Annotated in this window: 22 protein-coding genes, 1 pseudogene and 1 riboswitch; of the genes and pseudogenes, 15 read left to right on the forward strand and 8 right to left on the reverse strand. The window is 56.2% G+C overall.

Annotation, left to right across the window (positions count from 1 at the left end; genetic code table 11):
• Positions 1-56: 56 nt before the first annotated feature.
• The 3 genes and pseudogenes from ACOTZF_RS20470 to ACOTZF_RS20480 form a co-directional block, all read right to left on the reverse strand.
• Complete coding sequence (locus tag ACOTZF_RS20470; protein ID WP_421636198.1) at positions 57-1,124, reverse strand: DUF3800 domain-containing protein; 1,068 nt, start codon at positions 1,122-1,124, stop codon at positions 57-59.
• Between the two features lie 233 nt (positions 1,125-1,357).
• Positions 1,358-2,197, reverse strand: coding sequence for a pyridoxal phosphatase (locus ACOTZF_RS20475; RefSeq protein ID WP_129318061.1), 840 nt, complete (start codon positions 2,195-2,197; stop codon positions 1,358-1,360).
• Between the two features lie 158 nt (positions 2,198-2,355).
• Positions 2,356-2,568, reverse strand: a pseudogene (locus ACOTZF_RS20480) (HAD-IIB family hydrolase); the annotation flags it as partial.
• Positions 2,569-2,708: 140 nt separating this feature from the next.
• On the opposite strand from ACOTZF_RS20480, the gene pgl reads away from it, so the two are divergent.
• Complete coding sequence (gene pgl / locus ACOTZF_RS20485) at positions 2,709-3,704, forward strand: 6-phosphogluconolactonase (protein ID WP_013097511.1); 996 nt, start codon at positions 2,709-2,711, stop codon at positions 3,702-3,704.
• A gap of 106 nt (positions 3,705-3,810) precedes the next feature.
• On the opposite strand, the gene ACOTZF_RS20490 is transcribed toward pgl, so the two are convergent.
• Positions 3,811-5,094, reverse strand: coding sequence for a putative acyl-CoA thioester hydrolase (locus ACOTZF_RS20490; RefSeq protein ID WP_421636199.1), 1,284 nt, complete (start codon positions 5,092-5,094; stop codon positions 3,811-3,813).
• A 224-nt stretch (positions 5,095-5,318) separates the two neighbouring features.
• Between ACOTZF_RS20490 and hutI the strand changes: the two genes are divergently transcribed.
• The 5 genes from hutI to hutH all read left to right on the forward strand — a co-directional run bounded on the left by hutI (position 5,319) and on the right by hutH (position 11,558).
• Positions 5,319-6,539 carry an imidazolonepropionase gene (gene hutI / locus ACOTZF_RS20495; protein WP_057071731.1) on the forward strand — a complete coding sequence of 407 codons (1,221 nt, stop codon included), beginning with the start codon at positions 5,319-5,321 and terminating at the stop codon, positions 6,537-6,539.
• The gene (hutG, locus tag ACOTZF_RS20500; RefSeq protein WP_029882492.1) at positions 6,536-7,471 is read left to right on the forward strand and encodes a formimidoylglutamase; all 936 of its coding nucleotides are present in this window, start codon (positions 6,536-6,538) and stop codon (positions 7,469-7,471) included. Before hutI ends, hutG begins: the two co-directional genes overlap by 4 nt.
• 19 nt (positions 7,472-7,490) lie before the next feature.
• Positions 7,491-8,225 carry a histidine utilization repressor gene (locus tag ACOTZF_RS20505; RefSeq protein ID WP_013097507.1) on the forward strand — a complete coding sequence of 245 codons (735 nt, stop codon included), beginning with the start codon at positions 7,491-7,493 and terminating at the stop codon, positions 8,223-8,225.
• A gap of 127 nt (positions 8,226-8,352) precedes the next feature.
• Positions 8,353-10,041 carry a urocanate hydratase gene (hutU, locus tag ACOTZF_RS20510; protein ID WP_013097506.1) on the forward strand — a complete coding sequence of 563 codons (1,689 nt, stop codon included), beginning with the start codon at positions 8,353-8,355 and terminating at the stop codon, positions 10,039-10,041.
• A complete protein-coding gene (hutH, locus tag ACOTZF_RS20515; RefSeq protein ID WP_129251505.1) occupies positions 10,038-11,558 on the forward strand; it encodes a histidine ammonia-lyase in 1,521 nt (506 codons plus the stop codon). The genes hutU and hutH overlap by 4 nt, the downstream gene beginning before the upstream one ends.
• Before the next feature lie 86 nt (positions 11,559-11,644).
• Here the strand turns inward: hutH and ACOTZF_RS20520 are convergent, their stop codons facing one another.
• Positions 11,645-12,121 carry a kinase inhibitor gene (locus ACOTZF_RS20520; protein ID WP_013097504.1) on the reverse strand — a complete coding sequence of 159 codons (477 nt, stop codon included), beginning with the start codon at positions 12,119-12,121 and terminating at the stop codon, positions 11,645-11,647.
• A gap of 48 nt (positions 12,122-12,169) precedes the next feature.
• Positions 12,170-13,477 (reverse strand): adenosylmethionine--8-amino-7-oxononanoate transaminase, encoded by a 1,308-nt coding sequence (bioA, locus tag ACOTZF_RS20525; RefSeq protein ID WP_047024379.1) that lies wholly within the window; start codon positions 13,475-13,477, stop codon positions 12,170-12,172.
• Positions 13,478-13,545: 68 nt separating this feature from the next.
• Here bioA and bioB point away from each other — a divergent pair, with 68 nt between their 5' ends.
• From bioB to bioD, 4 genes are read left to right on the forward strand one after another with little or no spacing between them, the layout of a single operon-like run.
• Positions 13,546-14,586, forward strand: coding sequence for a biotin synthase BioB (gene bioB, locus ACOTZF_RS20530; RefSeq protein ID WP_014831141.1), 1,041 nt, complete (start codon positions 13,546-13,548; stop codon positions 14,584-14,586).
• Complete coding sequence (bioF, locus tag ACOTZF_RS20535) at positions 14,583-15,740, forward strand: 8-amino-7-oxononanoate synthase (protein WP_129251504.1); 1,158 nt, start codon at positions 14,583-14,585, stop codon at positions 15,738-15,740. Before bioB ends, bioF begins: the two co-directional genes overlap by 4 nt.
• Positions 15,724-16,479, forward strand: a complete 756-nt coding sequence (bioC, locus tag ACOTZF_RS20540; protein ID WP_129251503.1) for a malonyl-ACP O-methyltransferase BioC — start codon at positions 15,724-15,726, stop codon at positions 16,477-16,479. The genes bioF and bioC overlap by 17 nt, the downstream gene beginning before the upstream one ends.
• On the forward strand, positions 16,472-17,173 hold the full coding sequence (gene bioD, locus ACOTZF_RS20545; protein WP_206738706.1) for a dethiobiotin synthase: 702 nt from the start codon (positions 16,472-16,474) through the stop codon (positions 17,171-17,173). The genes bioC and bioD overlap by 8 nt, the downstream gene beginning before the upstream one ends.
• On the opposite strand, the gene ACOTZF_RS20550 is transcribed toward bioD, so the two are convergent.
• Positions 17,136-17,858: an ABC transporter ATP-binding protein gene (locus ACOTZF_RS20550; RefSeq protein ID WP_023622020.1), complete on the reverse strand. Its 723-nt coding sequence runs from the start codon at positions 17,856-17,858 to the stop codon at positions 17,136-17,138. The two genes, bioD and ACOTZF_RS20550, sit on opposite strands and share 38 nt — an antisense overlap.
• A 751-nt stretch (positions 17,859-18,609) precedes the next feature.
• Here ACOTZF_RS20550 and uvrB point away from each other — a divergent pair.
• Positions 18,610-20,625, forward strand: a complete 2,016-nt coding sequence (gene uvrB, locus ACOTZF_RS20555; protein WP_013097496.1) for an excinuclease ABC subunit UvrB — start codon at positions 18,610-18,612, stop codon at positions 20,623-20,625.
• Between the two features lie 509 nt (positions 20,626-21,134).
• Here the strand turns inward: uvrB and yvcK are convergent.
• Positions 21,135-22,043: a uridine diphosphate-N-acetylglucosamine-binding protein YvcK gene (gene yvcK, locus ACOTZF_RS20560; RefSeq protein WP_013097495.1), complete on the reverse strand. Its 909-nt coding sequence runs from the start codon at positions 22,041-22,043 to the stop codon at positions 21,135-21,137.
• 226 nt (positions 22,044-22,269) lie between these two features.
• Positions 22,270-22,404: riboswitch (molybdenum cofactor riboswitch) on the forward strand.
• Here yvcK and moaA point away from each other — a divergent pair.
• The 4 genes from moaA (at position 22,392) to moaD (ending at position 24,645) form a co-directional block, all read left to right on the forward strand.
• The gene (gene moaA, locus ACOTZF_RS20565) at positions 22,392-23,381 is read left to right on the forward strand and encodes a GTP 3',8-cyclase MoaA (protein ID WP_129251501.1); all 990 of its coding nucleotides are present in this window, start codon (positions 22,392-22,394) and stop codon (positions 23,379-23,381) included. It overlaps the preceding riboswitch by 13 nt.
• Positions 23,382-23,405: 24 nt before the next feature.
• Positions 23,406-23,918, forward strand: coding sequence for a molybdenum cofactor biosynthesis protein B (moaB, locus tag ACOTZF_RS20570; RefSeq protein WP_013097493.1), 513 nt, complete (start codon positions 23,406-23,408; stop codon positions 23,916-23,918).
• A gap of 3 nt (positions 23,919-23,921) precedes the next feature.
• Positions 23,922-24,407, forward strand: a complete 486-nt coding sequence (gene moaC / locus ACOTZF_RS20575; RefSeq protein ID WP_020684982.1) for a cyclic pyranopterin monophosphate synthase MoaC — start codon at positions 23,922-23,924, stop codon at positions 24,405-24,407.
• Positions 24,400-24,645: a molybdopterin synthase sulfur carrier subunit gene (gene moaD / locus ACOTZF_RS20580; protein ID WP_038984997.1), complete on the forward strand. Its 246-nt coding sequence runs from the start codon at positions 24,400-24,402 to the stop codon at positions 24,643-24,645. The genes moaC and moaD overlap by 8 nt, the downstream gene beginning before the upstream one ends.
• Position 24,646: the final 1 nt, after the last annotated feature.

Raw genomic sequence — 24,646 nt, forward strand, 5'->3', positions numbered from 1 at the left:
TCGTCGGAAAAACGCTTCTTCATGGGGATGTCCTCATGTGGCTTATGAAGACATTACTAACATCGGGGTGTACTAATCAACGGGGAGCAGGTCATTGGTGTTATAATTCTATCAAATGTCGCGTGATATATAGTATCCATTTTTATTCCTTTGTACAGTAATCCATGTACATATCTATTCAAAAATCCAGCTATAATATCTGCTATTTGTATACCAGTACTATCTTTAGAATCTTTGAATATCAATTTTGGGGTTTCAATAACTTTGAAATCACATGTAGGGATTTTTGGCATAATATCTACATTGACTGTTTTTATCTCAGAGATACAAAAGTCTAATGTGCTAGCAAATTCGCTAGAGGTATCATGTGTTAATACGATCTCGGATAGTTTTCTTTTATGAATTTTATTGAGGCGAGCAATCTGGTTATAGAAACTATGTACGTTAGGCAGTAGTTTTATAACATTTCCATTACTATCTAAATCTGGAATAGGTACAAACCATTTAATAGCTACATCTGCTGAGTATCTACTTTTTCTGTATTCAAATTCTTGTAAAGTTTTATCGAACATTCTGCATGTGCCGCCATTATCATCTAGTGGATTACTTTCACTAGAAAAGAATTCTTTCAGGCTCTCAATACATATGTTCAACTTTTCTTCGGATGGGTCTTTACATAACTCAGAGAATGTAGTGAAACAAATTTCTGGTGCAAATGTACTTATTATGTCTACCAATATATTTCTTACTAACAGCAATTCATTGCTGTCTTCATTCTCCATTGCAGGTACTATAAGTTGATTTACTATAGAAACTGCTACGTTACACTTTTTATCCATTACTTCACATACTAAAGTGTATTTTTCATCAATTACGAAATCAACTAATTCGTATACTAGTTCTGGATTTTTAATATAATAATCTTGGGATTTCAGTTCAATTGATTCATCTATGCCGTGTCTTTTCTTCAAGGCACGTACAAAACCTTTCATTCTACTAATTTTCCCTTCTGCTACTCCCACGCATGAATGAGTGAAAAGGGGCTGATTAGCAAATCCCATGTCATTTTTTTTATTAATCAAATCACCTGTGTTACCACTTTCATCTAAGAAATATTCCATCATTACCAATCCCAATCTACAGTAGTGTCCAATCCTCTCAGATTCGTATGTTCAGTACGTGTAGCCTGTAGAACGGTTTCACCAGTGGCGATAGAAACTATATCAAATGACTCTATTTCAGTTTGTCCAAGAGAACCTCTTTTCCTGAAATTGGTTCGGACGTAGTTGTACTGATCTCTTGGGTAATCCCGTTCAAATTGTTCTTCTGTCATGGTTATATTCTCTCGTCTAAGTCACTAAATCACTTCTTCCCTAACGATTTCGAAGTACTGGTTTACTACATCAGCAATTCCAGTTTCCGTATTGTTACCTATTACTAAATCAGCACACGCTTTCACTTCATCAACAGCGTTACCCATAGCAACACCCAGGCCAGCAGTCTCCAACATACTTAGATCGTTGAAATTATCACCAAAGGCCATAACCTGGCTCATAGATAAGCCTTGCGATTCTACCCATTGTGCCAAGCGTTTACCTTTACTGTTTCCGGCTTGTGCTATGTCCACTTGATCGTGCCAAGACCATTCACAAGCAAGGCCAAGCTCACGCTCTACTATCTGACCAAAGCGATGTAGTTTTTCAGTATCAGAATCAGTAAGGGCGAATTTCCATATAGCATCAACATCTTGCGATGCTTTACTAAGAGAGGGGACTTGTTTGAATACTGGACGTTGCGACTCTGGAAGAGATTTAGCCCAATTTTCTGTACGGATAATATGCCCCGTTGGATTTTGATAAAACATGGCATCATCGGCATACATCAGACTATGAACATTGTAACTATCAAGTAGGTTTACTAATTGAGTAGCTTGTTCTGGTCGTAATGGGTCTGAGGCAATAACTCTTTTTTCGGCGTAATCGTACAATAAAGCACCGTTACAACATATAGCTGGTGTATTCAGTGCTAATGCCTGATAAAAAGGATGGATGGCTACAAAGTGCCGTCCGGTAACTATGACAACCTTTGCCCCTGATTTACGGGCATTCTTTAGGGCAGTTAATGAGGCTGATAAAATAGTTTTTTCTGGCGTCAATAAAGTGCCGTCCAGATCAAGGGCGATTACCTGATAGTCCATGTAGTGATTCACCTGATTGGTATGTAGTTTTTCCGATAGTACACCGCTTTGCGGCTACGACGAAACAAGGTGAAGAGTCTTGTTGAGCACTGGAACAGCGTTGGATACTGGCGTATTGCTCTGGATGGGTGAAAATGTTGTAATAAGCATCACACACTCAAATAAGTGCCATTACAACAAATTGCAGGTGTATCTAACGCCAGTGCCTGATAAAAAGGGTGAATGGCAACGTGATGTCGACCCGTTACGATAAGGAGTTGATATCCCACTTCCTGTGCGCGTTTAAGCGCTTGAAGGGAGGAGGGGAGAAGGGTTTTTTGCGGCGTCAGTAAGGTACCGTCTAAATCCAGAGCAATCACACGCGAGGTCATTTGTTTTTCCGGGTTAATATTGAATTTACGATCTGATGGGATGGTACACCGAGAGGCGAACGCGTCAAAATTCCCGTCGACAATTCAGCATTCACCGTCAAAAGTTAACTACTTTCATGCGCAGTGAGGAGTGAATATTCATGAAACAAACCGTTTATACCGCCAGTCCTGAAAGCCAGCAGATCCACGTCTGGCGTTTAAATGCCGAGGGGACCCTCACGCTGGTGCAGGTTGTTGATGTGCCTGGTCAGGTACAACCAATGGCGATCAGCCCGGATAAACGTTTCTTGTACGTGGGTGTGCGCCCGGAGTTTCGCGTGCTGGCCTACCGCATCTCTCCGGATGACGGCGCGCTGACTTACACTGCGGAAGCGCCATTGCCAGGTAGCCCAACCCACATCTCAACCGATCGCCAGGGCAACTTTGTTTTCAGCGGCTCCTATAATGCGGGCTGTGTCAGCGTGACGCGTCTGGAAGAGGGCATTCCGGTCGAAACCGTGGATGTGGTGGAAGGGCTGGAAGGTTGCCACTCGGCGAATATCTCCCCGGACAACCGCACGCTGTGGGTACCGGCGCTGAAGCAGGATCGTATCTGCCTGTTTACCCTGAGCGACGATGGTCACCTGGTGGCGCAGAATCCGGCTGAAGTGACCACCGTAGAGGGAGCAGGCCCGCGTCATATGGTCTTCCATCCAAACCAGCAGTACGCCTACGTGGTCAACGAGCTGAACAGCTCAGTGGACGTCTGGGAACTGAAAGACCCTAACGGGCAGATTGAGTGTGTGCAGACGCTGGATATGATGCCGTCTGACTTCTCGGATACCCGCTGGGCGGCGGATATTCACATTACGCCGGATGGTCGCCATCTCTACGCCTGTGACCGTACTTCCAGCCTGATCACCATCTTTAGCGTCTCGGAAGACGGCAGCGTGCTGGCAGTAGAAGGCTTCCAGCCGACGGAAACGCAGCCGCGTGGCTTTAATATCGATCACAGCGGTAAATACCTGATTGCAGCGGGGCAGAAGTCTCACCACATCGCGCTGTACGAAATCAAAGGCGAGCAGGGCCTGCTGGAAGAGAAAGGGCGCTATGCGGTAGGCCAGGGTCCGATGTGGGTAGTGGTTAACGCTCACTGAGCGGCTTAAAACAAAAAACCTCGCGAACGCGAGGTTTTTTTATGCCCGGTGGTACTGCAGTAACGGACAGACCGGGTAAGGCGAAGCCGCCACCCGGCAAAACAGATTACTGCTTCGGCTCAGCAACCACTTTGCTACCCAGACCGCGGTTGTTGTATTCCCACATGCGGTTGAAGTTAGCGTCGTTCAGGTTGCGCTGCACGTTTCCTTTATCGTCCACGGAACCGGTATTGCCGGAGAATGGACGTTTGGAGATGGCGGCGTCAGCCCATGGTTTTGCCACGTTGAAACCTTCGTTGATAACGCTGTCGCGGATCACAACCTGACCGTTGGTTGCAGAGTCCACGTCCAGGGAGCGACCCAGCTGCGCCACGCCGTCACCGGAGGCGTTGAAGCGGCTGTTGACGGCGAGGAAGCCGTAGAACAGGTTTGACTGTGTCGCTGGTGCAAAGACATAACCTTCCTGCTGGGTACGTGAGTTTACGACGCGGAAATCGGTGTTATCAAATACCACCGCGCCACGACCGGAGACCATATCAACATCACCTTCGATGTAGCTGTTGGTCACCAGCGTACGGGTCAGACGGTTATTCTGCAGGGTGTTCTGTACGCCGCTGTTGGTCACGAAGAAGGTGTTCTGACGACCCAGAATGTTCACGTTGTTGATCTGCACTTTGTCGCTATCGCTACGCAGCGCCACGGCCTGGTGGTTACCCGCATCAACGCTGTCGCCCAGGGTGTTCTGAATGGTCAGGTTCTGCAGTTGCAGACCGTTGTTCTGAGACCAGACGACCGCAGAACACATCACGCCAATGGTAGCGGCACGCTTGCTCTGGCAGTTATCAAACATATACCAGGCCGGTTTGCCCGGCATGTATTTACCCGCCGGGTTGACCAGGTGACGCCAGGTGGTGCTGTCCATTTCGGAATCAATCGCCAGACCAATTTTAACGTCGATGGCTTTTTCGCCCAGACCGTAAAGGGTGATGCTGCCCGGTGCTGCCGGAATGTAAACGGTACCTTCATATTCACCTGGCATGATCGCGATGTACTGGCGAGATGCGCTGTGTTTGGTGATGGCAGCGTCAACCGCAGCCTGGATAGAGGTATGCGTCACGCCCTGCGCCCCTGCCGGACCCACAACAAAGTTTGGCTGCTTCGGCAGGTTAATCGAAGACGGCGTCCACGGCGCAGCGTTTGGATCCAGCGCGGAGAAGTAGTGCGCGCGATCGAAGTTTTTCGCTTCATCAGCGGACAAAATCGGACGGGACGCGGTGCCTGGCGCGACCTGCTCAGAAGGTCGCTGATCCGGTGGCGTTGAACTGCATGCGGATAATGTCACGCCAAAGGCGAGTGCCAACGCCAGACGGGAAATCCTGGAAATGTTCAAGGTGAAGCTCCTGGGTATGCAAGTCTTAAACGAGATAGACGAAATAGCCTGCTTTTTTATACTAAGTTGAGCGAAACGGGAAGATAAAAAGGGGAAAAGTTGCATTTTTCGCCCGCAGGGGGCGGGAAAGTCGTCACAAATAAATAACATTTTCATAAAGGCGGTTGACAGCAGCCAGCAGATGAAAATAAATGTCTATACAACCCATGACAAGTGAAAGGCTTATGCTGCAACTTCATCCCGACGATGTGATATGGCGAAATGCGCGACTGGCGACAATGGTTCCTGGTGAAGAATCTTATGGCCTGCAAGCGCATCATGCCCTTGTGGTGCGCGGTCAAACCCTTCTGGCCGTCATTCCTGAAGCAGACCTCCCTTCCGGGCATGATAAATGCGTCGATCTCGGTGGACGCCTGGTCACGCCGGGTCTTATCGACTGCCATACCCACTTGGTGTTTGGCGGCAATCGCGCGGCGGAGTGGGAGCAGCGTCTCAACGGTGTCTCCTACCAGACCATCAGCGCACAGGGGGGCGGAATTAACGCCACCGTCTCGGCAACCCGCGACAGTTCGCCGGAAAATTTGCTTACACTGGCGCAGCAGCGGCTGGAGCGGTTAATGAATGAAGGGGTGACCACCCTGGAAATCAAATCCGGCTACGGTCTTAACGCCGCGGCTGAAGAAAAAATGCTGCAGGTCGCACGCCAGCTCAGCCTGAGTAATCCGGTTGAGATCAGCCCAACCCTGCTGGCGGCACATGCGGTTCCGGCGGAATACCGCCACGATCCAGACGCGTACCTCACACTGGTGTGCGAGCAGATCATGCCCGAACTGTGGCAAAAAGGCCTGTTCGAAGCGGTGGATGTTTTTTGTGAAAACGTCGGCTTCACGCCAGCACAAACCGAGCGGCTTTTCCTGGCCGCCCGCGCACGTGGTATTCCGGTGAAAGGGCACGTGGAGCAACTTTCTAACCTGGGCGGTGCGGCGCTGGTCAGCCGATTTAAAGGGTTATCTGCCGATCATATCGAATACCTGGATGAGGAGGGTGTTCAGGCCATGGCGCAAAGCGGCACGGTTGCGGTATTGCTGCCCGGCGCGTTCTATTTTCTTCAGGAGCGTCAGCGTCCACCGGTTGAACAGCTCCGGGCGCAGGGCGTACCGATGGCGGTCGCCACGGATTACAACCCCGGCACCAGCCCGTTCGCGAGCATTCATCTGGCCATGAACATGGCCTGCGTACAGTTTGGCCTGACGCCTGAAGAGGCCTGGGCTGGCGTCACGCGGCACGCCGCGCAAGCGCTGGGGCGTGGAACAACGCACGGGCAGTTAAAGGCCGGTTTTATGGCTGATTTTATCGTCTGGGATGCAGACCATCCGGTAGAAATGGTTTACGAGCCGGGACGCAATCCGCTGTATCAACGCATTTTCCGGGGGGAGGCAGTATGAGTTGGCAGCCCGTTGCTAAGACCGTCTGGCAGGGGCGCGACGACAGCGCCGAGGCCAGCAACGCAAAACGTATTTTTCAGACCATACGCCAGCCGTCTCAATTTACCCCGGTTTCATCCGCGATTGCGCTGATAGGCTTTGCCTGTGATGAAGGAGTAAGGCGTAATCAGGGCAGGCAGGGTGCGGCGCAGGCTCCCGACGTGCTGCGTAAGGCGCTGGCGAACATGGCAACGCATTCCGGCCACGAACGGCTGGTGGACATGGGGTCGGTTTACGTTGAGGATGACCAACTGGAAGAGGGCCAACAGGCACTGAGCGATGCCGTGGTCACCTGTCAGCAGGCTGGCATGCGTACGCTGGTGTTGGGCGGCGGACACGAGACCGCCTGGGCCCACGGCCGTGGTATTCTTGAGGCGTTCCCGAATGAGCGCGTGGCGGTCATCAACCTGGATGCGCATCTTGATTTGCGCAAGGCCGAACGGGCCACCTCCGGCACCCCGTTTCGTCAGCTGGCGAACTACTGTGCTGACCACGCGCGGGAATTTCAGTACGCCTGTTTTGGCGTCAGCCGCGCGGCGAACACCCAGGCGCTGTTTGACGAGGCTGAACGGCTTAACGCCACGCTGGTGGACGATCTGCATTTCCACCTGGATGCGCTATCAGCCCTGGAACAGGTGCTGGCGCAGGCCGATCGTGTTTACCTCACCATTGATCTGGACGTTCTGCCCGCAGCCGAGATGCCCGCCGTGTCAGCCCCCGCGGCGTTAGGCGTGCCTGCGCGGGATCTCCTGCCCGCGATCGAGCGCATTTGCCGTAGCGGAAAACTGCAGGCCGCCGATCTGGTAGAATTTAACCCTCACTACGATCGGGACGGACAGGGGGCGAAGCTTGCCGCCCGTCTGGCCTGGCAAATTGCTCACTGGTGGGCATAACAATATTTAAGGAGTCACGATGTTCTCACGCTCACCTCAGCCGCCGTCCGGCTCTCCCGCGCCTTTCTACGAAAAGGTGAAGCAGACGATCAGCGAAAAAATCGCCACTGGCGTCTGGCGGCCGCATGACCGCATTCCCTCTGAAGCCGATCTGGTGGCGCAGTTTGGTTTTAGCCGGATGACCATCAACCGGGCGTTACGCGAGCTAACCGACGAAGGCCTGCTGGTGCGTCTGCAGGGGGTCGGGACGTTTGTGGCGGAGCCGAAAGGACAATCGGCGCTGTTTGAAATCCGCAGCATTGCGGACGAGATAGCGTCGCGAAACCATCAGCACCACTGCGAAGTGCTGGTGCTTGAAGAGACGCAGGCCAGCGCCGAGCAGGCTGCGGTACTGAACGTCAAGGAGGGAACCCGGATCTTCCATTCCGTAATGGTACATTTCGAAAATGACGTGCCGGTGCAGATTGAGGATCGCTGCGTAAACGCCGAACGGATACCGGACTATCTGGACCAGGATTACACTCAAACCACGCCGCATGCCTTTCTCTCGCTTGTCGCACCGCTGACGGAAGGGGAGCACATTGTGGAAGCGGTGCGCGCGACGCCGCAGGAGTGCGAGCTGCTGCGTATCAAAGAGCACGATCCCTGCCTGCTGATCCGCCGCCGCACCTGGTCATCCGCGCAGATTGTGTCGCATGCAAGACTGCTATTCCCCGGTAGCCGCTATCGGTTGCAGGGCCACTTTATGTCATAAGTTTTAAAAGCGTGATAGCTAACGCAATATAACAAAATTGTATCTTTTTTGTTAAATCTGACCTTGTGTGTGCTTGTCTATACAAGTATATCTAAATGCATCATCTGTCCCGTATGAGGAGCACACAATGTCGTCAGGTAAATACCGTCAGCAGGATGTCCGCGCCGCGCGCGGCACCACCCTTACCGCTAAAAGCTGGCTCACCGAAGCACCACTGCGCATGTTGATGAACAACCTTGATCCTGAGGTTGCGGAAAACCCCCACGAGCTGGTGGTGTACGGCGGCATTGGCCGCGCCGCGCGCAACTGGGAATGCTATGACGCCATTGTTAAGGCCCTGACCGAACTGGAACACGACGAAACCCTGCTGGTGCAATCCGGCAAGCCGGTCGGCGTGTTTAAAACCCACAAAAACGCGCCGCGCGTTTTGATTGCCAACTCTAACCTGGTCCCACACTGGGCGACCTGGGAACACTTTAACGAACTGGATGCCAAAGGGCTGGCGATGTATGGCCAGATGACCGCGGGTAGCTGGATCTACATTGGTAGCCAGGGGATTGTGCAGGGCACCTATGAAACCTTCGTCGAAGCCGGTCGTCAGCACTACAACGGCTCGCTGAAAGGCCGCTGGGTACTGACCGCGGGTCTGGGTGGCATGGGCGGTGCACAGCCGCTGGCCGCGACGCTGGCTGGCGCCTGCTCGCTGAACATTGAGTGCCAGCAGAGCCGCATCGATTTCCGTCTGCGTACCCGCTATGTTGACGAACAGGCCGACAGCCTCGATGACGCGCTGGCGCGTATCAAAAAATACACCGCGGAAGGTAAAGCGGTATCGATAGCGTTGTGCGGCAACGCGGCAGAGATCCTGCCGGAACTCGTGGCCCGTGGCGTTCGCCCTGACCTCGTCACCGACCAGACCAGCGCCCACGATCCGCTGCACGGCTATCTGCCAAAAGGCTGGACGTGGGAAGCCTACCAGCAAAAAGCCGAAACCGATCCTGAAGGCACGGTACTGGCCGCTAAGCGTTCGATGGCAGAACACGTCTCCGCCATGCTGGCGTTCAGCGAGATGGGCATTCCGACCTTCGATTACGGCAACAACATCCGCCAGATGGCAAAAGAGATGGGCGTCAGCAACGCCTTTGATTTTCCGGGATTTGTCCCAGCCTATATTCGTCCGTTGTTCTGTCGCGGTATCGGTCCGTTCCGCTGGGTGGCCCTGTCCGGCGACCCGGAAGATATCTACAAAACCGATGCCAAAGTGAAGGAAATTGTCGCGGACGATGAACACCTGCACCACTGGCTGGATATGGCCCGCGAGCGCATTAACTTCCAGGGCTTGCCGGCGCGTATCTGCTGGGTTGGGCTGGCGTGGCGGCAAAAGCTGGGTCTGGCTTTTAACGAAATGGTGCGCAGCGGCGAAGTGTCTGCCCCGATTGTGATTGGTCGCGACCATCTGGATTCTGGCTCCGTCGCCAGCCCGAACCGTGAAACCGAAGCCATGCGCGACGGCTCAGACGCGGTCTCCGACTGGCCGCTGCTGAATGCCTTACTCAACACCGCCAGCGGCGCGACCTGGGTATCGCTGCACCACGGTGGCGGCGTGGGGATGGGCTTCTCCCAGCATTCCGGGATGGTTATCGTCTGTGACGGAACGGATGAAGCCGCCGCGCGTATCGCACGCGTGCTGCACAACGACCCGGCAACCGGCGTGATGCGTCACGCAGATGCGGGTTACGAGATTGCTATTGAATGTGCCACAGAGCAGGGACTTAACCTGCCGATGATCCCTGCCACACAAGGAAAGCATGAATGAACGCGTTAACACTCACTCCCGGCTCGCTCACGCTCAAACAGCTGCGTCACGTCTGGCGTCAGCCGGTCACGCTCTCGCTGGATGAAAGCGCCCATGCCGCCATTAACGACAGCGTGGCCTGCGTTGAAGCCATTATTGCCGAAGGGCGTACCGCCTACGGTATCAACACCGGTTTTGGTCTGCTGGCGCAGACGCGAATTGCCACGCACGATCTGGAAAATCTCCAGCGTTCGCTTGTGCTTTCCCATGCCGCAGGCGTTGGCCAGCCGCTGGACGACGAGATTGTCCGTCTGATGATGGTGCTCAAAATTAACAGTCTGGCGCGCGGCTTTTCCGGCATTCGTCTGAGCGTGATCCAGGCCCTGATAGCGCTGGTGAACGCGGAAGTCTATCCGTGGATCCCCGCCAAAGGCTCCGTTGGCGCCTCCGGCGATCTCGCCCCGCTGGCGCATATGTCGCTGCTGTTGTTGGGGGAGGGCCAGGCGCGCTGGCAGGGAGAGTGGCTCCCGGCAAAAGAGGCGCTGAAAAAGGCCGGATTAGCGCCAATCACCCTTGCGGCAAAAGAGGGGCTGGCGCTGCTTAACGGCACGCAGGCCTCCACGGCCTTTGCGCTGCGCGGTCTGTTTGAAGCCGAAGATCTATTCGCCTCGGCCGTGGTGTGCGGTGCGCTGACCACGGAGGCGGTGCTGGGCTCGCGTCGTCCGTTTGACGCGCGTATTCATGACGTACGTGGCCAGCGCGGGCAAATTGACGCTGCCGCAATGTATCGCCATCTGCTGACGGAGACCAGTGAGATTGCTGATTCGCACCATAACTGTGACAAGGTACAGGATCCGTACTCGCTGCGCTGTCAGCCGCAGGTGATGGGCGCGTGTCTGACGCAGCTGCGCCAGGCCGCAGAAGTGCTGCTGGTGGAAGCCAATGCGGTGTCCGATAACCCGCTGGTGTTCGCCCAGGAAAACGAGGTGGTCTCCGGTGGTAACTTCCACGCCGAGCCCGTGGCGATGGCGGCGGATAATATCGCGCTGACGATTGCCGAAGTGGGCGCCTTGTCCGAGCGGCGAATTGCGCTGATGATGGATAAGCATATGTCCCAGCTGCCACCGTTCCTGGTGCGCAACGGCGGGGTGAATTCAGGCTTTATGATTGCCCAGGTGACGGCCGCAGCGCTGGCGAGCGAAAACAAAGCGCTGTCGCATCCGCACAGCGTGGACAGCCTGCCAACCTCTGCCAACCAGGAAGATCACGTCTCAATGGCTCCGGCAGCCGGACGTCGTCTGTGGGAAATGGCCGCCAATACCCGTGGCGTGCTGGCAGTGGAATGGCTGGCGGCGTGTCAGGGGATCGATCTGCGTGAAGGGCTGAAGTCCAGCCCACTGCTGGAGCAGGCACGTCATGCGCTGCGTGAGCACGTATCGCATTACGATGATGACCGCTTCTTTGCGCCGGATATTGATAAGGCGATGCAGCTTCTGGAAGAGGGGCGTCTGGTGGGGTTGCTGCCTTCGGTGCTGTGATTTTTTTGCCCGGTGGCGCTGCGCTTACCGGGCCTACGAATCCGAAATGTAGGCCGGGTAAGGCGTAGCCGCCACCCGGCTTTTTTTTACGAATACATCGCCGTAATCGACGCGCTCTCCAGCGAATGGAAATGCACGTTAAACCCTACCATCGCGCCGCTCGCCCCTTCGTCGACCTCAATCTTCTCTACATCCAGCGCGTGAACCGTGAAGATATAGCGGTGCGTTTCTCCTTTTGGCGGCGCCGCGCCACCGTAACCGGCTTTCCCAAAATCGGTGCGCGTCTGAATGGCGCCTTCCGGCAGGGCGACCAGGTCGGAGCCGGAACCCTGCGGCAGAACGCGCGTATCGGCGGGCAGGTTGGCCACAACCCAGTGCCACCAGCCGGAGCCGGTTGGCGCATCCGGGTCGTAGCAGGTGACCACAAAGCTTTTGGTGCCCGCCGGCACATCGTCCCATGCCAGGTGCGGAGAGATATTATCTCCCTGATACCCCATCCCGTTGAAGACGTGGCGTTCAGGCAGTTTTTCGCCGTCGCGCAGATCTTTACTGATGATTTTCATACGGTTTGCCCTCGTTATTCACTCGTTCAGGAAGTGTAACGCATAGGGTCAAATCGTGAAATGCGCCGGAATGTTAACGGCTTCTACCACCGCGGCGGTTAACGTGCGTAGCTGTTCAGCCGTGATGATATACGGTGGCATCAGGTAGATAAGTTTGCCGAAAGGCCGCACCCAGACACCCCGCTCTACAAAGAAGCGCTGCAATGCCGCCATATTCACCGGATGGGTGGTCTCAATCACGCCGATGGCACCCAGCACGCGTACGTCCGCCACGAAGTTCGCCCCCGAGGCGGCACTGAGCTCTTCTTTCAGCTGCGCCTCAATCGCCGCAACCTGCGTTTGCCACTCGCCGTTTTGCAGGATCGCGAGACTTTCGTTTGCCACCGCGCAGGCCAGCGGATTGCCCATAAAGGTCGGGCCATGCATAAAGCAGCCCGCTTCGCCGTCGCTGATGGTGTCGGCCACCTGACGGGTAGTGAGGGTGGCGGAGAGCGTCATGGTGCCGCCGGTCAGCGCTTTCCCCAGGCACAGGATATCCGGTGTGATATCCGCATGTTCGCAGGCAAACAGCTTACCCGTGCGGCCAAATCCGGTGGCGATCTCATCGGCAATCAGCAGGATGCCCTCGCGGTCACACATTTTACGAATGCGTTTTAACCACTCGGGATGGTACATGCGCATCCCACCAGCACCCTGAACAATCGGTTCGAGGATCACGGCGGCAATCTCATGGCGGTGGGCAGCCATCAGCCGCGCAAAGCCGACCATGTCCATTTCATTCCACTCGCCGTCGAAACGGCTCTGCGGGGCCGGGGCAAACAGGTTTTCCGGCAGGTACCCCTTCCACAGGCTGTGCATGGAGTTATCCGGATCGCACACCGACATCGCGCCAAAGGTATCGCCGTGGTAGCCGTTGCGGAAGGTCAGGAATCGCTGACGGGATTCCCCCCTGGCATGCCAGTACTGCAGCGCCATTTTCATCGCCACTTCCACCGCCACCGAGCCGGAGTCGGCAAGGAACACGCACTCCAGCGCATCGGGCGTCATCGCCACCAGACGACGGCAGAGATCAACCGCCGGCTGATGGGTAATGCCGCCAAACATCACGTGCGACATCTGCTCAATCTGCGCTTTCATCGCGGCATTCAGACGCGGGTGGTTGTACCCGTGAATGGCCGCCCACCAGGATGACATACCGTCAACAAGCGGCTCGCCGCTGGCAAGGTGTAGTTCGCAGCCGTGGGCCGAGGCCACCGGGTAGACCGGAAGCGGGCGGGTCATGGAGGTGTAAGGGTGCCAGATATGCTGCTGGTCGAAGGCGAGATCGTCCTGGGTCATAATCGACTTGTAAACCATTTTGAAAAGTTTTAGGTTTACGAGTATAAACCGAACCGAAAATTAACAAAACCCTTTGGAGAAGCCCCATGGCTCACCACGCACGCTGGACGATGTCGCAAGTCACTGAATTATTCAATAAACCTTTCCTGGAGCTGATGTTCGAAGCCCAACAGGTGCATCGTCAGCACTTCGATCCGCGCCATGTTCAGGTCAGTACGCTGCTGTCGATCAAGACCGGTGCCTGCCCGGAAGATTGCAAATATTGCCCGCAGAGCGCGCGCTATAAAACCGGGCTGGAATCCGAACGTCTGATGGAAGTGGAGCAGGTGCTCGACTCCGCGCGTAAGGCGAAAAACGCGGGCTCTACCCGTTTCTGCATGGGGGCGGCATGGAAAAACCCACACGATCGTGACATGCCGTATCTGGAGCAAATGGTGAAAGGGGTCAAAGAGATGGGGCTGGAAGCCTGTATGACCCTCGGCACGCTGAACGAAGAGCAGGCGCAGCGCCTGTCTGCTGCAGGGCTGGATTATTACAACCACAACCTCGACACCTCGCCAGAGTTTTACGGCAACATCATCACCACCCGTACCTATCAGGAGCGTCTGGATACGCTGGACAAAGTGCGCGAAGCGGGCATCAAAGTGTGCTCGGGCGGGATTGTGGGGCTGGGTGAAACGGTGAAAGATCGCGCCGGTCTGCTGCTGCAACTGGCGAACCTGCCGACCCCGCCGGAAAGCGTGCCAATCAACATGCTGGTGAAGGTCAAAGGCACGCCACTGGCGGATAACGAGGATGTCGATGCGTTTGATTTTATCCGCACCATCGCGGTCGCGCGCATCATGATGCCAACCTCATACGTCCGCCTTTCTGCCGGTCGCGAACAGATGAACGAGCAGACGCAGGCGATGTGCTTTATGGCTGGCGCTAACTCCATCTTCTACGGCTGCAAGCTGCTGACCACGCCGAACCCGGAAGAGGACAAAGACGTCCAGCTGTTCCGAAAGCTGGGGCTGAACCCGCATCAGACCGAGGTGCTGGCGGGAGATAACGAGCAACAGCAGCAGCTGGAGCAGCAGATTTTCAACGCCGATACCGAACAGTTCTACAACGCGGCATCCGTATGACCTGGCAGGCTCGTATTCAATCCGCGCTGGAAGAGCGCCGGGCGAGGGATGCTTTTCGCGTTCGCAGGGTAGTGGAAAACGGTGCAGGCCGTTTTCTGACCCACGCCCGGCGGCAGTACTGTAATTTTTCCAGCAATGATTATCTCGGCCTGAGCCAGCATCCGGCGATTGTTCGCGCCTGGCAGCAGGGGGCGGAACACTACGGCGTGGGCAGCGGCGGTTCGGGGCACGTCAGCGGCTATACGACAGCGCATCAGGCGCTGGAAGAGACGCTTGCCGACTGGCTGGGCTATCCGCGCGCGCTGCTGTTCATCTCCGGCTTTGCCGCCAATCAGGCGGTGATTGCCGCGCTGATGGGCAAGGACGATCGTATCACCGCGGACCGCTTAAGCCACGCCTCTTTGCTGGAGGCGGCGAGTCTCAGCCCGGCACAGCTGCGGCGCTTTGCCCACAACGATGCGCTTTCGCTCGCCACGCTGCTGGATAAACCCTGTGCCGGACAACAGCTGGTGGTGACGGAAGGGGTCTTTAGCATGGATGGCGACAGCGCGCCGCTTCGTGCGCTGTCTGACGTTGCGAAACAGCAAAACGCCTGGCTGCTGGTGGATGATGCCCACGGTATTGGCGTGATGGGTGAGGACGGTCGCGGTAGCGCCAGTCAGCAGGGCGTGAAGCCGGAACTGCTGATCGTCACCTTTGGCAAAGGCGTTGGCGTGAGCGGGGCCGCCGTGCTGTGCAGCGAGTCCGTCGCCGATTATCTGCTGCAGTTCGCCCGACATCTGATTTACAGCACCAGTATGCCGCCTGCGCAGGCGGTGGCGCTCTCTGCCTCGCTGGAGGTGATCCGCGGTGAAGAGGGGGCTGAACGGCGCGCGCGTCTGGCAGAACATATTCAGCGTTTCCGTCAGGGTCTGGATCGGCTTCCTTTCCAAAGCACCGATTCGCAGAGCGCCATCCAGCCCGTTATCGTGGGGGAAAACAACCGTGCGCTCGCGCTGGCACAGACGCTGCGCGAACGGGGAATGTGGGTCACGGCCATCCGTCCGCCCACCGTGCCGCCGGGTACGGCGCGTCTGCGTTTGACGCTGACGGCGGCGCACAAAGCAGAAGATATCGATGCGCTGCTGGAGGCTCTCCATGTCGCCAGTCAATAAACAGGCCATTGCGGCGGCGTTTGGCCGGGCTGCACGCAGTTATTCGCAGCATGATGAGCTTCAGCGTCAGAGCGCTCAGGGGCTGCTTGAGCTACTCGGTGCGCGTCGTTTCCCGTACGTACTGGATGCCGGATGCGGCCCCGGCGGCAACAGCCGCTACTGGCGCGACGCCGGAAGCCACGTCACCGCACTCGATCTCTCTGAGCAGATGCTGGACGAGGCGCGACAGCAACAGGCGGCTGACCGCTATCTGACTGGCGATATTGAGTCGCTTCCGCTGCCGGATGCGCAGTTCGATCTGGTGTGGAGTCACCTGGCGGTACAGTGGTGCAGTAGCCTTTCGCAGGCGTTAAACGAGCTGTATCGCGTGGCGCGTCCGGGCGGAAAGGTGGCCTTTACCACCCTGCTGGAAAGCTCGCTGCCCGAGCTGAATCTGGCGTGGAAAGCGGTAGACGAACAGCCGCACGCCAACCGCTTTTTAGCGTATGAACAGGTGACGGACGCGCTGACGGGCTGGCGCTTTCGCAGCCAGGTGCAGACCATCACGCTGAACTTTAGCGATGCGTTCAGCGCCATGCGCTCGCTGAAGGGCATTGGCGCTACGCATCTGCATGACGGGCGCGAGAGAAAACCGCTCACGCGCGGGCAGTTGCAGCGTCTGGAGCTGGCCTGGCCGCAGCGGCGGGGCACTTTCCCGCTCTCTTATCAACTCTTTCATGGGATTATCGAACGTGACTGAACGTTATTTTGTCACCGGAACGGATACCGAAGTGGGTAAAACGGTGGCCAGTTCCGCACTGTTGAAGGCGGCTCGTCTGCAGGGCAAAACCACCGCCGGGTACAAGCCCGTCGCCTCCGGAAGTGAGATGACGGCACAGGGGTTACGCAATACCGACGCGCTGGCGCTGCAGCGTAACAGCACGCTGCCGCTGGACTATGCGGCGGTGAATCCTTATACCTTTGCCGAGCCGACGTCGCCGCACATTATCAGCGCCGACGAATGCCGCCCCATCGCGTTTTCCGTGCTCTCGGACGGCCTGCGCGCACTGGAGCGCCAGGCTGACTGGGTGCTGGTGGAAGGCGCAGGGGGCTGGTTTACGCCGCTGTCGGACGAACTGACGTTTGCGGACTGGGTCCAGCGCGAGCAGCTTCCGGTGATCCTCGTGGTCGGGGTGAAGCTCGGCTGTATCAACCACGCCATGTTAACGGCACAGGCCGTTCAGCAGGCTGGGCTGCGTCTGGCGGGCTGGATAGCCAACGAAGTGGTCGCACCCGGTAAGCGTCACCAGGAGTATCTGGCCACGCTCAGGCGAGTGCTTCCCGCGCCGTTCCTTGGGGAGATCCCATGGCTTGCGGACGGTGCTGAGCACGCCGACACCGGACATTACCTCGACCTCAGTGCCTTGCTTCCCGCGACATCCAGTGGGCAATAAGCTCGTCATCCAGCTCGGTAACGTGGCCCTGGGCCACGTTACGCCCGCGATACAGCATACAGAAACGATCCGCTACCCGACGGATAAACGACAGCTGCTGCTCGGCTAATAACACCGTCATCCCCAGCTCACGATTAAGCCTCGCCAGCAGATGGCCCAGCTTCTGAGCAAAGCTGTACCCTGCGCCCTGCAGTGGCTCATCCAGAATCAATACCCGCGGTCGGTTGACCAGCGCGTTAGCCAGCGCCAGCTGATACTGATCGTCCGGGGAGAGCCCGTTCGCCCGAATTTGTCGCAGCGCCCACAGCTGCGGGAACAGGTCATAGACATCGCTTTTTGCACGCGTGTCCGTTGCCCCTGTCGCCCGCATGGCGATGTGCAAGTTTTCCTCAATGGTCAGTTGCGAAAAAATCCGTCGGTCCTGTGGCACGTAGCCAATCCCCGGCAGCGCGCGTTGATCCGGTGCCTGACGCAGTAAATCACAGGGCGGGGCACCGGCTTCGTGCCAGACGATGGTTCCGCTCTGCACCGGTAACGCGCCGGTGATGCAGTTGATGAGGGTGGTTTTTCCCATGCCGGGCAGGCCAATCACCCCTGTGCATAAGCCCTGCGGTAAATCCAAATCGACATTCCATAGCGTATGTTGGTTTCCGTAAAACTGATTGACTGCACGCAGACTCAACATCTTTCTCTCCTTAAAAATGTATGTGGGTGAGGCTCGTTAATGAAGCTGCAAATCTCCTGCCAGAACCGTTGAACTGATTAAAAAAGAGGCTTTTTTAGGATAATGCCGTCGCAAAACGACCGATCGATAAGCTGATTGCACTGTCTCAGTGCCAGAACTGTTAGCGGTGGTGCAGGGACTGAAATGGCTGAATTGTGAGCAAGATCTCATTGGTTGGTTATGAATAACGCAACGGTTGATTGGCAAAAATTAGCGATAAAAATTTTTTGTCACCGCCTCGTGGGAAAAACCGGGAATTTGCTGAGCGGCAGTCTGTATGGGCTGGACGCAGTTATCCACTATTCCTGTGGATAACCATGTGCATTAGAGTTAGAAAACACGCGATAAGCGAGAGAAGACGCGGGTTACGCCCAAATTGACGCGAAACGCGGCTCTGGAAAATATCCTTTAATATTTAACTGGTTAGATAAAATCAATTGCCGTCATAAAAGTGTCACCGGTTGCCATAAAACTACCATTACCTGGCTTGACAAATGTTAAAAATGAAAATGTTCTGGGGATAACCGGGTAGAGCTGGTGTTTTATGTCGTCTCAGTCGAAATTTTGACCGGGAATACGCTAATCCTTCGGGTGCTATGCTAAATATCGTGACACGCTACTGGTTTTACATCCAGTGTTTTTTACTGGCATTCCTGGCCACAACGAGTAAAATTACTCACCTGCCGCTTTTTACATCACCAGGTTGTCGCCCATGAGTAAACCGTTCAAACTGAATTCTGCTTTCCGTCCTTCTGGCGACCAGCCTGAGGCGATCCGTCGTCTTGAAGAGGGGCTGGAAGATGGGCTGGCACACCAGACGCTGCTGGGGGTGACCGGTTCGGGTAAAACCTTCACCATCGCCAACGTCATTGCGGATCTGCAACGCCCCACCATGGTGCTGGCGCCCAACAAAACGCTGGCGGCGCAGCTGTATGGCGAGATGAAAGAGTTCTTCCCGGAGAATGCCGTGGAGTATTTCGTCTCGTATTACGATTACTACCAGCCAGAAGCCTATGTGCCGAGCTCTGACACCTTCATCGAGAAAGATGCCTCGGTGAACGAACACATTGAGCAGATGCGTCTCTCGGCGACGAAGGCGCTGCTGGAACGTCGTGATGTGGTGGTGGTCGCGTCGGTGTCTGCCATCTACGGTCTGGGCGACCCGGATCTCTACCTCAAGATGATGCTGCACCTGACGCAGGGGATGATCATCGATCAGCGTGCGATTTTGCGCCGACTGGCGGAGCTGCAGTACACCCGTAACGACCAGGCGTTCCAGCGCGGTACGTTCCGCGTGCGCGGCGAGGTTATCGACATCTTCCCGGCGGAATCGGACGACATTGCCCTGCGCGTTGAGCTGTTTGACGAAGAGGTGGAACGCCTGTCGCTGTTCGACCCGCTCACCGGCCACGTCGAGTCCGTTATTCAGCGTTACACCATCTACCCGAAAACGCACTACGTAACGCCACGCGAGCGTATTGTGCAGGCGATGGAAGAGATCAAAGAGGAGCTGGCGGAACGCCGTAAGGTGCTGCTGGCGAACAATAAGCTGCTGGAAGAGCAACGCCTGAGCCAGCGTACCCAGTTCGATCTGGAGATGATGAACGAGCTGGGCTACTGCTCCGGCATCGAAAACTACTCCCGTTTCCTCTCTGGCCGTGGGCCGGGCGAGCCGCCGCCGACGTTGTTTGACTACCTTCCGGCGGACGGGTTACTGGTGATCGACGAATCCCACGTCACGATCCCGCAGATCGGCGGGATGTATCGCGGTGACCGCGCGCGTAAAGAGACGCTGGTGGAATACGGCTTCCGCCTGCCGTCGGCGCTGGACAACCGTCCGATGAAGTTTGAAGAGTTTGAAGCGCTGGCACCGCAAACCATTTACGTTTCGGCGACGCCGGGCAACTACGAGCTGGAGAAATCGGGCGATGAGGTGGTTGACCAGGTGGTTCGTCCGACAGGGCTGCTGGATCCGGTGATCGAAGTCCGTCCGGTTGCGACTCAGGTGGACGATCTGCTCTCCGAGATCCGCGCCCGTTCGGCAATCAACGAGCGCGTGCTGGTCACCACGTTGACCAAACGTATGGCGGAAGACCTGACCGAATATCTGGAAGAACACGGCGAGAAGGTGCGTTATCTGCACTCGGATATCGATACCGTGGAACGTATGGAAATTATCCGCGACCTGCGCCTGGGCGAGTTTGACGTGCTGGTGGGGATCAACCTGTTGCGAGAAGGTCTGGATATGCCGGAAGTCTCGCTGGTGGCAATCCTCGACGCCGACAAAGAGGGCTTCCTGCGTTCTGAGCGCTCGCTGATCCAGACCATTGGCCGCGCCGCGCGTAACGTCAACGGTAAAGCGATTCTCTACGGCGATAAAATCACCCCGTCGATGGCGAAAGCGATTGGCGAAACGGAACGCCGTCGCGAGAAACAGCAGCGCTACAACGAAGAGCATGGCATTACGCCGCAGGGTCTGAACAAGAAGGTGGTGGATATTCTGGCCCTGGGTCAGAACATTGCGAAGACCAAAGCGAAAGGACGCGGCAAGGCGCGTTCCGTGGTGGAAGAAGATACCGTCGCGCTGACGCCGAAAGCGCTGCAGCAGAAAATCCACGAGCTGGAAGCGCAGATGATGCAGCATGCCCAGAACCTGGAGTTCGAAGAGGCAGCGCAAATTCGCGACCAGCTGCATCAGCTGCGGGATCTTTTCATCGCCGCATCTTAGGTAAAGCAGCGTGTTTTCGCCCTCTCCCTGTGGGCTGAGGGATCCCCAGTAATTTTTTTACCGAAAGCGATGAATGTTGCTTCAGGAAAATGAATGACTTATAGCGACGCCCTGGTCCGGCTGTAAATCGCTGAGGCGTTTCCTGCAGGCCGGGGCGAGGCGCATGGATGCGCCGAGAGGGCGGCTTTACAGGGACGTTACATCCGCCCGTCCCCGATAAGCCGGAAGGAATAAGCCGAAGGCACCGCGGAGCGGCGATTTACCGCCGGGAGCCCGGGTCGCCAGGGTGGTGGCGACTGAGCCGCCCTGGCACGTTCACAAGTCATGCCGTTACAGAGTAGCAAGGAACATAAAGTGAACGGAATTACCTCTACAGTCATATGTTCCCCCTCACCCCAACCCTCTCCCTCAAGGGAGAGGGGGTCCTCCGTGCAGGCATTATTTTGTGGGGAACCCTCAGCCCTGTGGGAGAGGGCCGGGATGAGGGCATCAGGCCGCACAAAACGAGCCTAACCCAACTCCTGAATCGCCTTCTCCAGCGCGTCACGCAACAAGTGACGGTCATGACGGTATTTGATATCGCTGGCCTCCAGCGGCTCCTGCACCACCACGCGATCGCCAATGCCCGTCACATCCACTTTCGGCCCGACCACAACACCGTCGATGATTTTTTTACCGACGTACTGCTCCATCAGCTCCAGTTTATCCGCCAGCGACAGGCTGGCCGCTGCCGGACTCAATTCACGGCCTAAATTACCGATGTACACCATCGGGGCGGGCGTTCTGCGCAGGGCCTGCGCCAGCTCTTTCACCAGTAAAATCGGCATCAGGCTGGTGTAAAAACTGCCCGGGCCAATCAGGATCAAATCCGCCTCGGCGATGGCCTCAACCGCTTCGCGCGTGGCGGGAACGGCCGGGTAAGTCATCAGCTCTTTCGGCGGCAGCGTAAGCTGATCAATATTCACTTCGCCGTACACTTCATGGCCTTCCACGTCGATGGCCATCAAATCGACCGGTTGTTCAGACATCGGGATCAGGAACGCATCCACTTTGAGCAGATTGCGGATGAGATTGATCGCTTCCAGCGGGCGCACGCTCAGGTGATCCAGCGCTTTAAGCATCAAATTTCCAAGGTTATGCCCGGAAAGTTCCCCGTTACCGCCAAAACGGTACTCAAACATCGCCGAGGCGACGCTCGGTTCGGTAATTAACTGGTTCAGGCAGTTACGCATATCGCCCCAGGCAATGCCGCCTTCTGCGCGTCGGATCCGCCCCGTCGATCCGCCGTTATCCGTTGTTGTTACTATCCCTGTCAGTCTTGAGCCAAGGGATGACAAAGAGGACATCACCCGGCCCAGACCATGGCCTCCACCCAGTGCCACCACCCGGTCAAGATCCGCAAAAGTGCGATTGCGCATACCTATTCCTTATCACGTTCGATCTGCGTAACAGTAACCTAACTACCCCTAAAAGACGATGCCTCAGCCAGGGCAAAATGACGTATATCAATGCGAATCTGCTGTTTTGGCGTATTCTGTAACGAAAATGCACGATCAGGTCGCTATATACATGTTTATATAGCGTTAAGCGATAATGGCGAAAGGGTGATTTACGCGCTACTATCGCCATAACCACGTTTTCAAATTTGAAAACATACACTCTAGCCCTGGTGCCTGTGTCGAAAGATATGGCGCCCTGGCCGTGGCAACTATGCCACCAGGGTACAGAAAGAAATGACTGTGCCTCCCGTATCTGGAAAGGTGTACATGGCTTCACAACTTACTGATGCTTTCGCGCGTAAGTTTTACTACTTACGTCTGTCGATTACCGATGTGTGCAACTTCCGTTGCACCTACTGTCTGCCCGACGGCTACAAACCGGGCAGCGTCACCAATAACGGCTTTCTCTCCGTGGATGAAGTTCGCCGCGTTACGCGCGCGTTCTCGGCACTCGGCACGGAAAAAGTGCGTCTGACCGGCGGAGAACCTTCGCTGCGCCGTGACTTCCCCGACATTATTGCCGCCGTGCGTGAAAACGAACGCATCCGTCAGATTGCGGTGACCACCAATGGCTACCGCATGGCGCGCGATGTCGCAACCTGGCGTGATGCGGGCTTAACGGCCATTAACGTCAGCGTGGACAGCCTGGATGCCCGTCAGTTTCATGCCATTACCGGCCAGGATAAATTCCAGCAGGTGATGGACGGTATTGATGCCGCGTTTACCGCCGGGTTCGATAAGGTCAAAGTCAACACCGTGCTGATGCGTGATGTAAACCATCATCAGCTGGACACCTTCCTGGTGTGGATCAAATCCCGCCCCATTCAACTGCGGTTTATTGAACTCATGGAGACGGGCGAGGGCAGCGAGCTGTTCCGCCGCCACCATATCTCCGGCATGGTGTTGCGCGATGAGCTGCTTAAACGCGGCTGGATCCACCAGATCCGCCAGCGCAGCGACGGCCCGGCGCAGGTCTTTTGTCACCCGGATTACGAAGGGGAGATTGGGCTTATCATGCCTTACGAGAAAGATTTCTGCGCCAGCTGTAACCGCCTGCGCGTCTCCTCGGTGGGCAAACTGCATCTGTGTCTGTTCGGGGATGGCGGCGTTAACCTTCGCGATCTGCTGGAAGACGATGCGCAACAGGCCGCGCTGGAAGCGCGTATTTCTGAGGCACTGACGCATAAAAAACAGACCCACTTCCTGCATCAGGGCAACACCGGCATTACTCAGAACCTGTCATACATTGGCGGGTAATCAGGCTTAAGAAGGAACCAGAAGATGAGTCAGGTCAGCGCGGAATTTATCCCGACACGTATTGCCATCCTTACCGTTTCCGACCGTCGTGGCGAAGAGGATGACACCTCCGGCCACTGGCTGCGCGAAGCCGCCCATGACGCCGGGCATAAGATCGTCGATAAAGCGATCGTCAAAGAGAACCGCTATGCCATACGCGCGCAGGTCTCCCAGTGGATTGCCAGCGATGAAGTGCAGGTGGTGTTGATCACCGGCGGCACCGGTTTTACCGCAGGCGACCAGGCGCCAGAGGCGCTTATCCCGCTGTTTGACCGCGAGGTAGAAGGCTTCGGCGAAGTGTTCCGCATGCTGTCGTTTGAAGAGATTGGTACCTCGACGCTGCAGTCACGTGCGGTGGCGGGCATGGCGAACAACACACTGATATTCGCCATGCCGGGCTCGACCAAAGCCTGCCGCACCGCGTGGGACAACATTATCGCCCCGCAGCTGGATGCCCGTACCCGTCCGTGTAATTTTCATCCCCATTTAAAGAAATAAGCTATGTCGCAACTGACCCACATTAACGCCGCTGGCGAAGCGCATATGGTGGACGTCTCCGCCAAGGCCGAAACGGTCCGCGAGGCGCGTGCCGAAGCGTTCGTTACCATGCTGCCAGGCACCCTGGCGATGATTATCGACGGCAGCCACCATAAGGGTGATGTCTTTGCCACTGCCCGCATCGCCGGGATCCAGGCGGCGAAACGCACCTGGGACTTAATTCCGCTCTGCCACCCGCTGATGCTCAGCAAGGTGGAGGTCAATCTTCAGGCCCAGCCAGAGCACAACCGCGTGCGCATCGAATCGCTGTGTCGTTTAACCGGTAAAACGGGCGTGGAGATGGAAGCGCTGACGGCGGCGTCCGTTGCCGCGCTGACTATCTACGATATGTGCAAAGCGGTGCAGAAAGATATGGTGATTGGCCCGGTGCGTCTGCTGGCGAAAAGCGGCGGCAAATCCGGTGATTTTAAGGTGGACAGCCATGATTAAGGTGCTCTTTTTTGCCCAGGTGCGTGAACTGGTGAATACCGACAGCCTGACGCTGGAAGCGACGTTTAAAGACGTTGCCGCACTGCGTGCGCATCTGGCGGCGCAAAGCGACCGTTGGGCGCTGGCGCTGGATGAAGGGAAGCTGCTGGCCGCCGTCAACCAGACGCTGGTGGAGTTTACCCATCCGCTGGAGGCAGGTGATGAAGTGGCCTTCTTCCCACCGGTGACGGGGGGTTAAG

Origin of the sequence: Enterobacter cloacae complex sp. SHL021 (assembly GCF_049237765.1) — a bacterium.
Taxonomy (GTDB): Bacteria; Pseudomonadota; Gammaproteobacteria; order Enterobacterales; family Enterobacteriaceae; genus Enterobacter; species Enterobacter cloacae.

What these genes read in the sequence shown, in the direction of transcription:
- ACOTZF_RS20470 (WP_421636198.1), bottom strand. Translation starts at nt 1,124, where the DNA reads ATGATGGAATATTTCTTAGATGAAAGTGGTAACACAGGTGATTTGATT.
- ACOTZF_RS20475 (WP_129318061.1), bottom strand. Translation starts at nt 2,197, where the DNA reads ATGGACTATCAGGTAATCGCCCTTGATCTGGACGGCACTTTATTGACG.
- pgl (WP_013097511.1), top strand. Translation starts at nt 2,709, where the DNA reads ATGAAACAAACCGTTTATACCGCCAGTCCTGAAAGCCAGCAGATCCAC.
- hutI (WP_057071731.1), top strand. Translation starts at nt 5,319, where the DNA reads ATGCTGCAACTTCATCCCGACGATGTGATATGGCGAAATGCGCGACTG.
- hutG (WP_029882492.1), top strand. Translation starts at nt 6,536, where the DNA reads ATGAGTTGGCAGCCCGTTGCTAAGACCGTCTGGCAGGGGCGCGACGAC.
- ACOTZF_RS20505 (WP_013097507.1), top strand. Translation starts at nt 7,491, where the DNA reads ATGTTCTCACGCTCACCTCAGCCGCCGTCCGGCTCTCCCGCGCCTTTC.
- hutU (WP_013097506.1), top strand. Translation starts at nt 8,353, where the DNA reads ATGTCGTCAGGTAAATACCGTCAGCAGGATGTCCGCGCCGCGCGCGGC.
- hutH (WP_129251505.1), top strand. Translation starts at nt 10,038, where the DNA reads ATGAACGCGTTAACACTCACTCCCGGCTCGCTCACGCTCAAACAGCTG.
- ACOTZF_RS20520 (WP_013097504.1), bottom strand. Translation starts at nt 12,121, where the DNA reads ATGAAAATCATCAGTAAAGATCTGCGCGACGGCGAAAAACTGCCTGAA.
- bioA (WP_047024379.1), bottom strand. Translation starts at nt 13,477, where the DNA reads ATGGTTTACAAGTCGATTATGACCCAGGACGATCTCGCCTTCGACCAG.
- bioB (WP_014831141.1), top strand. Translation starts at nt 13,546, where the DNA reads ATGGCTCACCACGCACGCTGGACGATGTCGCAAGTCACTGAATTATTC.
- bioF (WP_129251504.1), top strand. Translation starts at nt 14,583, where the DNA reads ATGACCTGGCAGGCTCGTATTCAATCCGCGCTGGAAGAGCGCCGGGCG.
- bioC (WP_129251503.1), top strand. Translation starts at nt 15,724, where the DNA reads ATGTCGCCAGTCAATAAACAGGCCATTGCGGCGGCGTTTGGCCGGGCT.
- ACOTZF_RS20550 (WP_023622020.1), bottom strand. Translation starts at nt 17,858, where the DNA reads ATGTTGAGTCTGCGTGCAGTCAATCAGTTTTACGGAAACCAACATACG.
- uvrB (WP_013097496.1), top strand. Translation starts at nt 18,610, where the DNA reads ATGAGTAAACCGTTCAAACTGAATTCTGCTTTCCGTCCTTCTGGCGAC.
- yvcK (WP_013097495.1), bottom strand. Translation starts at nt 22,043, where the DNA reads ATGCGCAATCGCACTTTTGCGGATCTTGACCGGGTGGTGGCACTGGGT.
- moaA (WP_129251501.1), top strand. Translation starts at nt 22,392, where the DNA reads ATGGCTTCACAACTTACTGATGCTTTCGCGCGTAAGTTTTACTACTTA.
- moaB (WP_013097493.1), top strand. Translation starts at nt 23,406, where the DNA reads ATGAGTCAGGTCAGCGCGGAATTTATCCCGACACGTATTGCCATCCTT.
- moaC (WP_020684982.1), top strand. Translation starts at nt 23,922, where the DNA reads ATGTCGCAACTGACCCACATTAACGCCGCTGGCGAAGCGCATATGGTG.
- moaD (WP_038984997.1), top strand. Translation starts at nt 24,400, where the DNA reads ATGATTAAGGTGCTCTTTTTTGCCCAGGTGCGTGAACTGGTGAATACC.